The organism is Novilysobacter selenitireducens (genome assembly GCF_020026895.1).
In the GTDB taxonomy this organism is placed as follows: Bacteria; Pseudomonadota; Gammaproteobacteria; order Xanthomonadales; family Xanthomonadaceae; genus Lysobacter_C; species Lysobacter_C selenitireducens.
Window position 1 is genome coordinate 375447 of sequence record NZ_JAINZW010000002.1, and the last position, 15678, is coordinate 391124.

The following is a 15678-nucleotide window of genomic DNA, read 5'->3' on the forward strand; positions in this document are numbered from 1 at the left end:
ATGAAGGCTTTCGTACGCGGCGCGGCCGTGATGTTGACCACTGCCGTGGCGCTGCTGGGCGCCGCCGCCATTGCCCAGGAGAAAACCGCTTTGACCACCGACCGCGAGAAGGCCAGCTACATGGTGGGCTACGACGTGGGCCGCTCGATCGGTCCGGCCGGTCCGGACCTCGACGTGGACGCATTTGGTCGCGCGCTCGACCAGGCATTCAAAGGCGGAGAGCCGCTGCTGTCGGAAGCCGAGGCCCAGGCGACGTCACAGGCCCTGATGCAGCGGGTCGAGTCGCGCGCCGGCCGCCTTCCGGCCGATGCCAAGGTGCCGAACATCGACACCGCCCACGTCGGCTACCTGATCGGCGGCAACGTCGGTCGTTCACTCGCACCGATCAAGGACGAGCTGGACATGCCCGTCGTGCTTCAGGCCGTGCGTACGGTGCTGGGCGAAGGCGAACTGCTGATGGACGAGGCCGAGCTCAACGCGGTGCGCCAGTCGTTCTCCACCCGCCTGCAGGCGGGCATGGCGCAGAAGGCGCAGGCCACCGCCGAAACCAACCGTGCAGAGGGCGAGGCGTTCCTGGCCAAGAACAAGCAGGTCAAGGGCGTGTTCACCACGGGCTCGGGCCTGCAGTACATGGTGCTGCGCCAGGGTTCGGGCGCCATGCCGCGCCCGACCGACCGGGTCCGCGTGCATTACCACGGCACGTTGCTGGACGGCACGGTGTTCGACAGTTCCTACGACCGTGGCGAACCCACCGAATTCGGCCTCAACCAGGTCATCCCGGGCTGGACCGAAGGTGTCGGCCTGATGCCCGTGGGCGCTAAGTACCGGTTCTGGATCCCGGGCGACCTGGCCTATGGCCCGCGCGGCACGCCGGGTGGTCCGATCGGCCCCAATGCGACCCTCGTGTTCGACGTTGAGCTGCAGGCAATCCTCTGATCGCATGAGTTGAACGCGCCGCCGGTTGTGCCGGCGGTCAGCTTTTCCGTGCCACCGTCCGGGGCCGCCGTCGGCGACCGACCGGCGAACACGCCTTCTGCTGGACGCCTCCTGGCCAGGTCCGGCCTGACGTCCCTACCTGATCCGGAGTCCCCCGCATGTCCCGATTCGTCCGTTCCACTGCCACCGCCCTGGTCCTGGGCTCGCTGACCCTGCTGGCCGCGGGCTGCAAGCCCGAAGGCGAGACCGCCAGCACTGCCGAAGCCGCGAAGACGGGTGAAGAAGCCGATGCCGCGGAAGGCTCGGCGCTCGAAATTGCCGGGCTCGAGGGCGAGAAGGCGCAGGTCAGCTACATGATCGGCATGGAGATGGCGAAGTCGCTGGAGCCGGTGAAGGACGAGGTCGACCTCGACACGCTGACCAAGGCGATGAAGACGGTGATTGCCGGCGAGAAGCCGCTGCTGACCGAGGAGCAGGCGAAGCAGGTCGGCGAAACCTTCGGCCAGAAGATGCAGGCCAAGCAGATCGCCGACATGATGGCCAAGGCCAAGAAGAACGCCGAAGCCGGCGCCGCGTTCCTGGCCGAAAACGCCAAGAAGGCGGGCGTCGAAACCACCGAGTCGGGCCTGCAATACAAGGTCGTGACCGCCGGTGACGGTCCGCGGCCGTCTGCCGAGGACACGGTAAAGGTCCACTACAAGGGCACGCTGCTGGACGGCACATCGTTCGATGACTCCTACGAGCGTGGCGAGCCGGTCACGTTCCCGCTGTCGCAGGTGGTTCCGGGCTGGCAGGAGGGCATCGCGCTGATGCCGGTCGGCAGCAAGTACACCTTCTGGATCCCGTCCAAGCTGGGATACGGCGAGCGCGGCACCCCGGGCGGTCCGATCGGCCCCAACGCGACGCTGGTGTTCGAGGTCGAGTTGCTGGATATCGTCGAGTAAGACGGAAACTGCGACGGCGACCAAGCGTTGATGGGCTGTTCGCGGAAGGTCTCCGCGGACGCCTTTGGATGTCACAAGGAACACACTAAGGATGCATGCCACGATTTTCGGTACGGGCTATGTCGGTCTGGTGACGGGCGTATGCCTGGCAGAGATCGGTCACGATGTCGTGTGCGTCGACATCGATGCGGGCAAGGTCGAGCGACTGCGCAAGGGTGAGATCCCGATTTTCGAGCCAGGCTTGGAAGAGCTTGCTGAGCGCAACATCGGCGCCGGCCGCATCAGCTTCACCACGGATGCCGCCGAGGGGATTGCTGCCAGCGACATCCTGTTCATCGCCGTCGGCACGCCGCCTGACGACGACGGGAGCGCCGACCTCACGTACGTGCTTGAAGTGGCCCGCACCATCGGGCGACACATGGCGCGTCCGTCCATCGTCGTCAACAAATCGACCGTGCCTGTGGGCACGGCCGACAAGGTGCGCAGTGCAATTGCTGAAGAACTGGCGGCACGCAGCGTGGACATGGCGTTCGACGTCGTGTCCAACCCGGAGTTCCTGAAGGAAGGCGATGCGGTCAACGACTGCATGCGACCGGATCGCATCGTGATCGGTGCGTCCGACGCGACGTCCGTCGAGCAACTGCGCCGGCTCTACGGTCCGTTCGTCCGCAACCACGACCGCTTCGTCTGCATGGACGTGCGCTCGGCCGAGCTGACCAAGTACGCCGCCAACGCAATGCTTGCGACCAAGATCAGCTTCATGAATGAAATCGCCAGCGTCGCCGAACATGTTGGCGCCGATGTCGAGATGGTCCGCCTGGGTATCGGTTCGGACCCTCGCATCGGCTGGCACTTCATATACCCGGGTGCAGGCTACGGCGGCTCGTGCCTCCCCAAGGACGTGCAGGCGCTGGCGCGCATCGCGCAGGCGCACGGCGTCGAGCCGCAATTGCTGGATGCGGTCGAGTCGGTAAACCATCGCCAGAAGGGCCACCTGTTCGACCTGATCCAGCGGCATTACGCGGGTGGCTCGCTCGCAGGCAAGACGTTCGCGGTGTGGGGCCTGGCGTTCAAGCCCAACACCGACGACATGCGCGAGGCCTCGAGTCGCAGGTTGATGGAGCAACTGTGGGACGCCGGCGCGACCGTCCGTGCGTTCGACCCCGAAGCGATGGACGAAACCCGGCGCATCTACGGAGACCGCGAGGGACTCGTGCTCTGCGATTCCGATTACGCGGCCGCCGAAGGCGCTGACGCGCTGGTGATCGTCACCGAATGGAAGCAGTTCCGCAGCGGGGACTTCAAGCGCCTCCAGCGCATGGTTAAGGACCGGGTGATCTTCGATGGCCGCAACCTGTATCCGCCGCAGCAGGTCGAGGGGGCGGGGCTGGCGTACTACGGCATCGGTCGCGGCCGCTCCGTATCCAGGGGCATGTGATGGCGGGTGATCGCGACTACCAGACGCTCGAAGACCGCATGGCGGAACTGGAAACGCGCTTGGCGTTCCAGGAACACGAGATCACCACGCTGAGCGACGCGCTTGCCGCCGCCCGCGACGAGGAAGCCCGTAACGCACTCCTGCTGCATCGTGCGCTGGAGGAACTCCGGCAGCTCCGCCTTGCGATGTCGTCCAATCCGCTGTCGGCCGACCCGTCCAGCGAACCGCCACCTCCGCACTACTGAGCCAATGAGCGACACACTCCGCAACCAGTTGATGGGGCTTGGCTTCAAGCCCGCCGCCAAGCCCGAGCGCCCGGCCGATGCCGGCAAGCGTGGCGCGAAGTCGCGACGGGAGGGGCCACCGGCAGGCCGCAAGCCCCAGCAACGCAAGGGCGGCGGGAGCCAGTCCGGCCAGCGATCCCGCGAGGACATCGACCTGGCGAAGGCCTATGCGATCCGTGCGCAAAAGGAAAAGGACGATCGCATCAAGGCCGAGCAGGCCAAGCAGGAGGCGGCGCGCCAGCGTCGCGAAGCCAAGGCGAAGGTCGAGGCGCTGGTCAAGGACAAGGCGCTCAATGTCGCGGAGGCCGACATTGCGCGGCATTTCCCGTATGGCGGCAAGATCAAGCGCGTGTACGTCACCGCGGAGCAGTTGAAGGCGGTCAATGCCGGTGCACTGGGTGTGCTGCAGCTCAACGGCCATTACAAGGTGGTGACCGCCGAGGTGCTGGCGCAGGCCGAGGCTATCTTCCCGGACTGCCTCGCGCTGAAGGTCGATCCCGACGCACCTGCCGGGGACGACCCCTACGCCGACCCGAAGTACCAGGTGCCCGACGACCTCGTCTGGTGAGCGCTCGCCGTAGCCGCGGCTCCAGCTGGGGTTCTAGCAGCGGCCCGGGGTCGCGCCTGGTCGGGCCCTGCGTGGGGGCGCGCTATTCCGGGTCGTAGTCCAGGTTCGACGCCAGCCAGCGTTCGGCCTGTTCCAGGCTGACGCCCTTGCGACGCGCATAGTCGGCCACCTGTTCTTTCGACACGCGCCCGACGACGAAGTACTGGCTGCGCGGATGGCTGAAGTAGTAGCCCGACACCGCTGCCGCAGGGTACATCGCAAAACTCCCGGTCAGCTCCAGCCCGGTGTTTGCCGTGGCGTCGAGCATGGCAAACAGCGTGGCCTTCTCGCTGTGCTCGGGACACGCCGGGTAACCCGGCGCCGGACGAATGCCGCGATAGGCTTCCTCGATCAGTGCGGCGTTGTCGAGCGATTCATCGCCGGCGTAACCCCAATGATCGCGTCGCACCCGCGCATGCAGCCATTCGGCCAATGCTTCTGCAAGCCGGTCGGCGAGGGCTTTCAACAGGATCGCGTTGTAGTCATCGAACGCCGCTTCGAACCGGACCACGTGCGGCTCGATACCCAGCCCCGCGGTGACTGCGAACGCGCCGATCCAGTCCTGCTTGCCGCTGGGCTTGGGTGCGATGAAATCGGCCAGGCAGAAGTCGGGACGGTCGGCGGGTTTGTCGGCCTGCTGCCGGAGGAAGTGGAGGGTCGTGTGGTTCCCGCCATCGACTGCGACTTCCACATCGTCGCCGACGCTGTTGGCCGGCCACAGTCCAAAAACCGCCTTCGCCGCCAGCCACTTCTCTGCGACGATCCTGGCCAGCATCGCCTGCGCGTCCTCGAACAGTTCCCGCGCCTGCGCACCTACGACCTCATCGCGAAGGATGGCCGGATAACGGCCCGCCAGCTCCCAGGTGTTGAAGAAGGGCGTCCAGTCGATGAAGTCCACCAGCTCACCCAGCGGCACGTCGTCGAACACGTGCAACCCGGGCGAACGTGGCGCCGGCGGATCGTATGCGTCCCATCCGCCGTCGAACCTCTGCGCGCGTGCCTTCTCCAGCGACACAAGCCGCTTGCCGTCGCCACGTTTGCGGTGTCGCTCGCGGATGTCGGCGTAGTCCGCGTCGTTGGCGGCCACGAAGGCGGCGCGCGATGCTTTGCCCAGCAGCGCCTGGGCCACGCCCACGGCGCGGGACGCATCCTTGACCCAGACCGTGGCCGACTTGTAGTGCGGGTGGATCTTCAGTGCCGTGTGCGCGCGTGAGGTGGTGGCGCCGCCGATCAGCAGCGGCATGTCGAGGCCCTGGCGCTGCATTTCGCGCGCGACGTGGCTCATCTCCTCGAGTGATGGGGTGATCAGGCCCGACAGGCCGACCAAGTCGGCGCTTTCGGCCTTTGCGCGGTCCAGGATGGCCTGCGCCGGCACCATCACGCCCAGGTCGATCACCTCGAAGTTGTTGCAGGCGAGCACTACGCCGACGATGTTCTTGCCGATGTCGTGCACGTCGCCCTTGACCGTGGCCAGCACGATCTTGCCGTTGGAGCGTCCGGTGTCGCCACTGCGCAGCTTCTCGGCCTCGATGAAGGGCAGCAGGTGGGCCACCGCTTTTTTCATTACCCGGGCCGACTTCACCACCTGCGGCAGGAACATCTTGCCGGCGCCGAACAGGTCGCCGACCACGTTCATGCCATCCATCAGCGGACCTTCGATCACGTCCAGCGGTCGCGATGACCCGGCACGGGCCTCTTCCGTGTCGGCCACGATGTACTGGTCGATGCCGTGCACCAGCGCATGCGACAGGCGATCGCGAACGGGGCGCTCGCGCCACGCCAGGTCCTCGACCGTCTTCTCGCCCTTGACGCCCTTGTAGCGCTCGGCGATCTCCAGCAGGCGTTCGGTGCCGTCCGGGCGCCGGTTGAGCACCACGTCCTCGACCCGCTCGCGCAGTTCCGCGTCCAGGTCGTCGTACAGCGGCAGCGCGCCGGCGTTGACGATGCCCATGTCCATGCCCGCGCGGATGGCGTGATAGAGGAACACGACGTGGATCGCCTGCCGCACCAGCTCGTTGCCGCGGAACGAGAAACTGACGTTGGACACGCCGCCCGACACGTGGCTGTGGGGGAAGCGCTGGCGCAGCTGCCGGGTCGCCTCGATGAAGGCGACGGCGTAGTCGTCGTGCTCCTCGATGCCCGTGGCGATCGCGAAGACGTTGGGGTCGAAGATGATGTCCTCCGGCGGGAAGCCGACTGTGCCGGTCAGGAGCGCATGCGCGCGCGCGCAGATCTCGACCTTGCGCTCGACCGTGTCGGCCTGGCCGGCCTCATCGAACGCCATGACCACCACGGCCGCGCCGTACCGACGCACCAGCCGGGCCTGGCGAAGGAACTCGTCCTCGCCCTCCTTCAGCGAGATCGAGTTGACGATGCCCTTGCCCTGTAGACACTTCAGGCCGGCTTCGATCACGCTCCACTTCGAGCTGTCGACCATCACCGGCACGCGGGCGATGTCCGGCTCGGCGGCGATCAGGTTGAGGAAGGCCACCATCGCCTGCTCGGAATCCAGCAGGCCTTCGTCCATGTTGACGTCCAGCACCTGCGCGCCGCTCTCGACCTGCTGCCGCGCCACCGCGACGGCCTCGTCGAGGCGGTCATCCTTGATCAACTTGCGGAACTTCGCGCTGCCGGTGACGTTGGTGCGCTCGCCGACGTTGATGAAGTTGGATTCCGGGGTGATCTGCAGGGGCTCGAGGCCGCTCAGGCGGGTCCGGCGGGGCAGGGCACTCATGCCGCGACCTCCATGTGCGGCAGGCCCCGCGGCGTCATGTCGCGCATCGCGTCGGCGATCGCGGCGATATGCGCAGGCGTCGTGCCACAGCAACCGCCCACGAGGTTGAGCAGGCCGGACTCGGCGAACTCCCGCAGCACGCCGGCCATGTCCTCGGGCGATTCGTCGTAACCGCCGAATGCATTGGGCAGGCCGGCATTGGGGTGCGCGCTGACATGGGTGTCGGCGATCTGCGCCAACACGTCGACGTGCTGGCGCAGGTCGCGCGCGCCCAGGGCGCAGTTCAACCCGATGGCCATGGGCGCGGCATGCCGCACCGAATACCAGAAGGCCTCGGCGGTCTGGCCCGACAGGGTCCGTCCCGAAGCGTCGGTGATCGTGCCCGACACCATCACCGGCAGGCGCGCCCCATGCGCATCGAACGCTTCCTCGATGGCGAACAGCGCGGCCTTGGCGTTGAGGGTGTCGAAGACGGTCTCGACCATCAGGATGTCCGCGCCGCCGTCGATGAGGCCTTCGGTCGATTCGCGGTAGGCCTGGCACAATTCGTCGAAGCTGATCGCGCGGAAACCCGGGCGGTTCACGTCGGGGCTGAGCGAGGCGGTGCGGTTGGTGGGGCCGAGCACGCCGATGACGAAGCGTGGGCGCGACGGGTCACGCGCGGTGGCCTCGTCGCAGGCCTTTCGCGCCAGCCGCGCACCTGCGTCGTTGAGTTCACGTGTCAGGTGCTGCAACCCGTAGTCGGCCAGCGCAATGGACGTGGAGTTGAAGGTGTTGGTCTCGACCAGGTCGGCGCCGGCCGCGAGGTATTCGGCGTGGATCCCGGTGATGAGGTCGGGCCGGGTCAGGCTGAGCAGGTCGTTGTTGCCGCGCTGGTCATGGGCCGTGCGGCCGTCCGGGTGCTGGTTGTCGTAGCCGTCCGCGAACCGCGCGCCGCGGTAGTCGCGCTCCTCCAACCCATGCTGCTGGATCATCGTCCCCATCGCACCGTCGATCACCAGGATGCGCTCGGCCAGGGCTCGCTGGAGGGCGTCGGCTCGCTCGGGGCTGTACCAGGGGAGGGTGGTCATCGCGTACGTATCCAGTGGTAATTCGGTCCCGAAAATGCAGTGGGGTGGGCTGCTTCCAGAACGGGTGGACAGATCCCTCGCTGTGCTCGGGATGGCATGGAGGGTCCCGCCGGGCGGATCCCTAGCCCAAGGGCTTTCGCGCGATCAGCGCGATCACCTCGAAATGCGGCGGGCGGCGCTCGCGGGTGACGGTGCCGCAGCTGAGGATCTCCATTCCGGCCTTCGTCACGAACCGGCGCAGGTCCTTCTCGGAAAACCCGAGGTTGACGTGGCCGAACGATTCCACGACGGCGCGGTGTTCGTGCCTGGCCAGGCTCGTCAGCAGCAGGCGGCCGCCGGTCCGCAGGACGCGCGCGGCCTCGGCCACCGCCTGCGCGGGATGCGCGGCATAGGTCAGCGCATGCATCAGTGCGACCAGGTCGAAAGTGGCGTCGTCCAGCGGCAGCGCGTGCATGTCGCCTTCGCGCACCTCGACGTTGGGCAGGCGGCGCAGGCGCTCGGTCGCGGCGGCCACGACCTTGGAGCTGGCGTCCAGGCAGACGTAGCGGTTGGAGTGCGGCGCCATCAGTTCGGCCAGCACGCCGTCGCCCGAGGCGATGTCCAGCACGTCGCCCGGCTCGAGCAGCGGCAGGGCGGAACGGGCCATCGCCTCCCACGTGCGACCGGGTGAATAGTGGCGCTCCATGTCGCCGGCCACCGAATCGGCCCAGTTCTGGTCGGCGGCGCGCATCGCCAGCACGCCCGGCACGCGCTCGGCGTCCTGACGCAGCAGCGGGTCGTCACTGCCTTCGCGCAGCGTCTGCCACAGCGCCCGCTGCGGGGCATCCAGCGCGGCATCGTCGAAGCGGTAATAGGCCGACACACCGGAGCGCCGGTCGCGGACCAAGCCGGCTTCCTTCAGCTTGGACAGGTGGGTGGAGACGCGCGGTTGCGCCAGCCGGGTAATGGCCGAAAGTTCGGCCACCGTCAGCTCCTCGTGCTCCAGCAGTGCCAGCAGCCGTACGCGCGTGGCATCGGCAAACATCTTCAGGCGTGACGACCAGCCTTCGAGATCCATTCAATCCTGCCTTTCATCGACGTATCGCGATACAGCGATAAGTCTCCTCCCGCATCCCGCGGGGGTCAACCCCGGCGCCGGCGAGCAGACGCAATGGAGTGGGGTTCTGGCGCGCCCGGGGCTACAATTCGCGTCTTGTCCGAAACTGACCGACCGAGGGTGCCGACGTGGATTTTCGTTTCACCGAAGAGCAGTTGATGATCCAGGACGTGGCCCGGCGCATCGCGCAGGAAAAGATCGCGCCCAGTGCCGAGCACCACGACCAGACGGGCGAGTTCCCCCTGGAGAACATCCGTACCCTCGGTGAGAACGGCCTGATGGGCATCGAGGTGCCGGCCGAGTACGGCGGCGCCGGCATGGATCCGATCAGCTACGTACTGGCCATGGTGGAAATCGCGCACGCCGACGCCGCGCACTCCACCATCGTCTCGGTGAACAACTCGCTGTTCTGCAACGGCATCCTGAAGTTCGGCACCGAGGAGCAGAAGCAGACCTACGTGCGCGCGATCGCCGAGGGCAAGGAGATCGGCGCCTTCGCACTGACCGAGCCGCAGTCCGGGTCCGACGCCACGGCCATGCGCTGCCGCGCGGTCAAGCAGGCCGATGGCAGCTTCAAGATCAACGGCAAGAAGAGCTGGATCACCTCCGGCCCCGTCGCCAAGTATTTCGTGCTGTTCGCGATGACCGACCCGGACAAGGGTGCGCGCGGCATCACCGCGTTCCTGGTCGACGGCGATCGCGACGGCTTCCACCGTGGCAAGACCGAACCCAAGCTCGGCATCCGCGCATCGGCCACGTGCGAGATCGAATTCGAGGATTACATCGCCCGTCCGGAAGACGTGCTCGGCGAGGAAGGCCACGGTTTCAAGATCGCCATGGGCGTGCTGGACGCCGGCCGCATCGGCATCGCCAGCCAAGCGATCGGCATCGCCCGCGCCGCGTACGAGGCGACGCTCGACTACGTGAAGGAGCGCAAGGCGTTCGGCCAGCCGATCGGTGCGTTCCAGATGACCCAGGCCAAGATCGCCGACATGAAGTGCAAGCTCGATGCGTCGCTGCTGCTGACGCTGCGGGCCGCCTGGCAGAAGGGCGAGGCGGAGAAGTCCGGCGGCCGCTTCAGCAACGAGGCCGCCATCGCCAAGCTCACCGCGTCGGAGGCGGCGATGTGGATCACCCACCAGGCCGTGCAGATCCACGGCGGCATGGGCTACTCCAAGGAAATGCCGCTGGAGCGCTACTTCCGCGACGCCAAGATCACCGAGATCTACGAGGGCACCAGCGAGATCCAGCGCCTGGTCATCGCCCGCAACGAGACCGGCCTGCGCTGATCATGCGCGGCCCGGGTCGCCTGCTGCGGGGTGGCACGCCATGCGGTGTGCCAAGCCCGAGCGCGGCACTCGGCAATGCGAAGTCGATCACCTTCTGAACCGTCCCCTGGCCCGTGCGCAAGCGCGGGCCTCATTGCATCGGATCCCACGATTCCATGAGCACTGCACGCAAGAGCCCGAAGAAGAGCAGCCGCCCGGTCGCCGGAAAATCGCGTACGCCCAAGGCCGAGACGCCAACCAACGAAGCGCGTTCTGCCCCCGCGGCGTCCCGCGCCCGTCCGGCGGGCAGCGTTTCGCTGTCGCCGATCATCGCCGCCATGCGCAAGCGCGTGTCGGCCGCCGAGGCCGAGGCGTTTGCCAAGGCGTTTTACCAGCGCATGGGCGAGGACGAGATGCCTCAGCACAGCGCCGACAGCTGGGCCGCGCTGGCGGCGGATTTCCTCGAGTTCGCGCGCACGCGCAAGCCGGGCACGGCGCGGGTGCGCCTGTTCACGCCGGGGCTGAAGTCGCACGGCTGGGAGTCGCCGCACACCGTTCTCCAGATCGTCAACGACGACATGCCGTTCCTGGTCGACTCAGTGACGATGGCGCTGGCCGAGCTGGGCATCGGGGTGCACGTCCTGGGCCATCCGGTGGTGACGCTGGAGCGCGACAAGGCCGGCCGGGTGCAGGCCGTGGGGCAGGGCAAGCCCGAATCGCTGATGCACCTGGAAATCGACCGTCAGCCGCCGGAGGCGATGCCGCAGATCGAGCAGGCCGTGCAGGCGGTGCTGGGCGACGTGCGCTCGATCGTCCGCGACTGGTCGGAGATGCGCGGCCGGATGTTCGAGGTCGCCGATGCGCTTTCGAGCCAGCCGCTGCCGGGCACCGAGGCCGGTCGCACCGAGGCGCAGGAGTTCCTGCGCTGGGCCGCGGGCGACCACTTCACGTTCCTGGGCTACCGCGAGTACGAAGTCGCCGACAAGGGCGGCCAGGAAGTGCTGTGCGCGGTGAAGGGCACCGGCCTGGGCCTGTTGCGTGGCAAGGACACGGGCACGCCGCGTCCGCTGACCTCGCTGGCGGCGCATTACATGCCGCAGTCGGGCGCCGTGGATGCGCTGATCCTGACCAAGACCAATGCGCGCTCGACCGTACACCGTCCCGGCTACATGGATTACATCGGCGTGCTGGAGTTCGACAACGCCGGCAAGCCGGTACGCGAGCACCGCTTCCTCGGGCTGTACACCTCCAGCGCGTACAGCCGCCGTCCGTGGGACATCCCGGTGGTGCGCCAGCGCCACGAGTTCGTGATGAACCAGTCCGGGTTGGCGTCCAACAGCCACAGCGGCAAGGCGCTGCGCCATATCCTGGAGACGCTGCCGCGCGACGAGCTGTTCCAGTCAAGCGGTGAAGAACTGCTGCGCACCGCAACCGGCATCCTTGGCCTGCAGGAGCGCGTGCGGAGCAAGCTGTTCCTGCGCCGCGACCGCTACGGCCGCTTCTTCTCCGGCCTGGTCTACATCCCGCGCGACCGCTTCAACACCGACGTGCGACTGCGCATCGAAGCGATGCTCAAGCGCGTGCTGCACGGCGAGCACGTCGACACCACCGTGGTGCTGGGCGAGTCGCCGCTGGCGCAGCTGCACCTGCTGGTGCGTCCGAAATCGGGCGAGGCGATCCAGGTCGACAACGCCGCCATCGAGGCCGAACTGGCCGAGATCGTGCGCAACTGGCAGGACGACCTGCGCGAGCAGCTGGTCGCGCGCAACGGCGAGGAGCGCGGCCTGCAGCTGGCCAGCCTCTACGGCCGCGCACTGCCGGCTGGCTACATCGAGAACATCTCGGCCAAGGTCGCCGCCACCGACGTCGAGCACCTGGCGGCGCTGGAAAGCCCGCAGGACCTGGGCCTGAGCCTGTTCCGCGCGCACCAGGGCACCGGTGGCCTGCGCTTCAAGTTCTACCGCCAGCACGACGACATCCCGCTGTCGGATGCGCTGCCGATGATGGAGAACATGGGGCTGCGGGTGATCACCGAGCACCCGTACCGCCTGTATGCCAACGGCATGCTGATGTACATCCAGGACTTCGAGGTCGAGACCACGGTCGACTTCGACGTCGAGTCGCTGGATGAGAACTTCGAGCAGGCGTTCGCCCACATCTGGCGCGGCGAGGCCGAGAACGACGGCTTCAACCGGCTCATCATCGCCGCCGGCCTGTCGTGGCGGCAGGTCGCGATGCTGCGTGCGTACTGCAAGTACCTGCAGCAGGTCGGCGTGCCGTTCTCGCAGGCCTACGTCGAGGAAACGCTGACGCGTTATCCGCTGTTGGCGCGCCTGCTGGTGGAGCTGTTCGAAGCGCGCTTCGACCCGGCCACCGGCAAGGAGAGCAAGGCCGAGGTCAAGGCCGGCATGGCGACGCTGCAGCAGCAGTTCCAGGCGCTGGCGGCGGGTGACGAGGCCACGCTGGCGGTGCTCGAGCACGTCGTCGCCTCGCGTACCGGCAACCGCGAGGAGCAGGTCGAGGCAACCCGCAAGGCCCTGTCCAAGCTCATCGACAACGTTTCGAGCCTGGACGAGGACCGCATCCTGCGCAGCTACATCGGCGTGATCGACGCCACGCTGCGCACCAGCTACTACCAGGCCGACGCCGGTGGCGCAGGCAAGGGCTACGTCAGCTACAAGTTCGACTCCGCCCAGGTGCCGGACCTGCCCAAGCCGCGCCCGTACCGCGAGATCTTCGTCTATGGCCCGCGCGTGGAGGGCATCCACCTGCGCTTCGGCCCGGTGGCGCGCGGCGGCCTGCGCTGGTCGGACCGCCGCGAGGACTTCCGTACCGAGGTGCTGGGCCTGGTGAAGGCGCAGATGGTGAAGAACACGGTGATCGTGCCGGTCGGTTCCAAGGGCGGCTTCATCAGCAAGCGCCCGCCCGCCGGCGGCGACCGCGATGCGGTCTGGGCCGAGGGCGTGGCGTGCTACCGCATGTTCATCAACGGGCTGCTGGACATCACCGACAACCTGGTCGACGGCAAGGTCGTGCCACCGGCCAACGTCGTGCGCCACGACCAGGACGACCCGTACCTGGTGGTCGCCGCGGACAAGGGCACGGCCACGTTCTCCGACATCGCCAACGGCATCGCGCGCGAGCACGGCTACTGGCTGGACGACGCGTTCGCCTCCGGTGGGTCGGTCGGGTATGACCACAAGGGCATGGGCATCACGGCGAAGGGCGCGTGGGAGTCGGTCAAGCGCCATTTCCGCGCCATGGACAGAGACAGCCAGAAGCAGGACTTCACCGCGGTCGGCATCGGCGACATGTCCGGTGACGTCTTCGGCAACGGCATGCTGCTGAGCAAGCACATCCGGCTGGTGGCCGCGTTCGACCACCGCCACATCTTCCTGGACCCGAATCCGGACGCGGCGCGCACCTTCAAGGAGCGCCAGCGGATGTTCAAGCTGCCGCGTTCGAGCTGGGAGGACTACGACAAGACGCTGATCAGCAAGGGCGGTGGCGTGTACGCGCGCACGCTCAAGTCGATCCCGGTGTCGGCGGAAGTCCGCGAAGCGCTGGGCATCGAGGGCAACGTCAACGCCCTCAGCCCGAATCAGCTGATGAGCGCCATCCTCAAGGCGCCGGTCGACCTGCTGTGGAACGGCGGCATCGGCACCTACGTCAAGTGCAGCCAGGAGACGCATGCCGATGTCGGCGACCGCGCCAACAACGCGCTGCGCGTCGACGGCCGTGACCTGCGCTGCAAGGTGGTGGGCGAGGGCGGCAACCTGGGCCTGACCCAGCTGGGCCGCATCGAGGCGGCGCAGCACGGGGTGCTGCTCAACACCGACTTCATCGACAACTCCGCCGGCGTGGACACCTCCGACCACGAGGTCAACATCAAGATCCTGCTGACCGGCCAGGTGCAGAAGAAGAAGCTGACCATCGAGGCCCGCAACAAACTGCTGGCGGCGATGACCGGCGAGGTCGAGCAGCTGGTGCTGGTCGACAACTACCGCCAGAACCAGGCCATCAGCCTGATGGAGCGGATGAGCGTGCCGCGCCTGGGCTCCAAGCAGCACTTCATCCGCACGCTGGAGTCGCAGGGCCTGCTTGACCGGCAGATCGAGTTCCTGCCGTCGGATGCCGAGCTGGCCGAGCGCAAGGCGCGTGGCCAGGGCCTGACCCGCCCGGAGCTGGCGGTGCTGCTGTCGTACGCGAAGCTGGTGCTGTTCGACCAGCTGGTGCAGTCGGACGTGCCGGAAGACCCGTACCTGTCCAAGGAACTGGTGCGCTACTTCCCGCAACCGCTGCAGGACAAGTACGCCAAGGCCATGGGCGACCACCGCCTGAAGCGCGAGATCATCGCCACCGCGGTGACCAACTCGATGGTCAACCGCATGGGCGCGACCTTCGCCATGCGCATGCAGGAGGACACCGGCCGCAGCCCGGCCGAGATCGCCGAGGCCTACACCATCGCCCGCGAGGCGCTGGACGCGCGCGACCTGTGGGCGCAGATCGATGCGCTCGACGGCAAGGTGGCCGAGGCCGCTCAGATCGATGCGCTGCAGACCATCTGGCAGCTGATGCGCACGATGTCGCGCTGGCTGCTGTCGCGCCCCGGCGCGATGCCGGAGATCGCCACCGCGATGGCCCGCTATGGCGACGGCTTCAAGGCCGTGCGCGAGGCGTTGCCGGCCGTGTTGTCGCAGGTGCGCCGCGAATCGTTCGACGCGCGCCTGAAGGAGTGGAAGGACAAGGGCTTCCCGACCACGCTGGCCAACGAGCTGGCCGCGCTGCCGCTGCTGGAATTCGGCTGCGACATCGTCGAGATCGCCCGCTCCCGCAAGCTGCCGCCGGCCGACGTGGCTCGCGCGTACTTCGCGCTCGGTGCGGCCCTACACCTGCCGTGGCTGTACGAGCAGGTGGAAGCGCTGACGGTCGACGGCCGCTGGCAGGCCTTGGCCCGCGGCGCGTTGCGCGACGAGCTGGGCAACCAGCAGCGGGCGCTGGTCAGCCAGATCCTGGCCGCCGGCGGCAAGCTGTCGCCGGAGGACAAGGTCGCCGCCTGGCTGCAGCGTGACAACCCGTCGCTGCGCTTCACCCAGTCGATGCTGGCCGACCTGCTCAACCAGAAGGCGCTGGACTACCCGACCGTATCGGTGGCCGTGCGGCGCCTGGCGCAGGTCGCCGCGGAGTAGCCCGGGTAAGGCAGCAGGCAGCACCCGGGATGGCCGGGGCGGCGCTGCGGTGACGACTTCCCGGGTGCGCTTTGCGTACCCGGGCTGCGGCCCCCTGTAGGAGCGGCTTCAG

10 protein-coding genes are annotated in these 15678 nt (G+C 67.5%); 7 read left to right on the plus strand and 3 right to left on the minus strand.

The window, feature by feature from the left end:
* From K6753_RS05530 to K6753_RS05550, 5 genes are all read left to right on the plus strand, one after another.
* On the plus strand, positions 1–936 hold the full coding sequence (locus tag K6753_RS05530; protein ID WP_223675197.1) for an FKBP-type peptidyl-prolyl cis-trans isomerase: 936 nt from the start codon (positions 1–3) through the stop codon (positions 934–936).
* Positions 937–1094: 158 nt separating this feature from the next.
* Complete coding sequence (locus K6753_RS05535; RefSeq protein WP_223675199.1) at positions 1095–1880, plus strand: FKBP-type peptidyl-prolyl cis-trans isomerase; 786 nt, start codon at positions 1095–1097, stop codon at positions 1878–1880.
* A 91-nt stretch (positions 1881–1971) separates the two neighbouring features.
* Entirely contained in the window at positions 1972–3318 is a 1347-nt protein-coding gene (locus K6753_RS05540) for a UDP-glucose dehydrogenase family protein (RefSeq protein WP_223675200.1), read from the plus strand.
* Entirely contained in the window at positions 3318–3563 is a 246-nt protein-coding gene (locus K6753_RS05545; protein WP_223675201.1) for a SlyX family protein, read from the plus strand. The genes K6753_RS05540 and K6753_RS05545 overlap by 1 nt, the downstream gene beginning before the upstream one ends.
* Before the next feature lie 4 nt (positions 3564–3567).
* Positions 3568–4170: a DUF2058 domain-containing protein gene (locus K6753_RS05550; RefSeq protein WP_223675203.1), complete on the plus strand. Its 603-nt coding sequence runs from the start codon at positions 3568–3570 to the stop codon at positions 4168–4170.
* 82 nt (positions 4171–4252) lie between these two features.
* Here K6753_RS05550 and metH read toward each other — a convergent pair whose 3' ends face one another.
* The 3 genes from metH to K6753_RS05565 form a co-directional block, all read right to left on the minus strand.
* On the minus strand, positions 4253–6943 hold the full coding sequence (metH, locus tag K6753_RS05555; RefSeq protein WP_223675204.1) for a methionine synthase: 2691 nt from the start codon (positions 6941–6943) through the stop codon (positions 4253–4255).
* On the minus strand, positions 6940–8013 hold the full coding sequence (locus K6753_RS05560; RefSeq protein ID WP_223675205.1) for a homocysteine S-methyltransferase family protein: 1074 nt from the start codon (positions 8011–8013) through the stop codon (positions 6940–6942). The genes metH and K6753_RS05560 overlap by 4 nt, the downstream gene beginning before the upstream one ends.
* A 121-nt stretch (positions 8014–8134) precedes the next feature.
* Entirely contained in the window at positions 8135–9070 is a 936-nt protein-coding gene (locus K6753_RS05565; protein WP_223675207.1) for an ArsR/SmtB family transcription factor, read from the minus strand.
* 167 nt (positions 9071–9237) lie between these two features.
* On the opposite strand from K6753_RS05565, the gene K6753_RS05570 reads away from it, so the two are divergent.
* Positions 9238–10398 (plus strand): acyl-CoA dehydrogenase family protein, encoded by a 1161-nt coding sequence (locus K6753_RS05570; RefSeq protein WP_223675208.1) that lies wholly within the window; start codon positions 9238–9240, stop codon positions 10396–10398.
* 317 nt (positions 10399–10715) lie between these two features.
* Entirely contained in the window at positions 10716–15566 is a 4851-nt protein-coding gene (locus K6753_RS05575; protein WP_425492082.1) for an NAD-glutamate dehydrogenase, read from the plus strand.
* Positions 15567–15678: the final 112 nt, after the last annotated feature.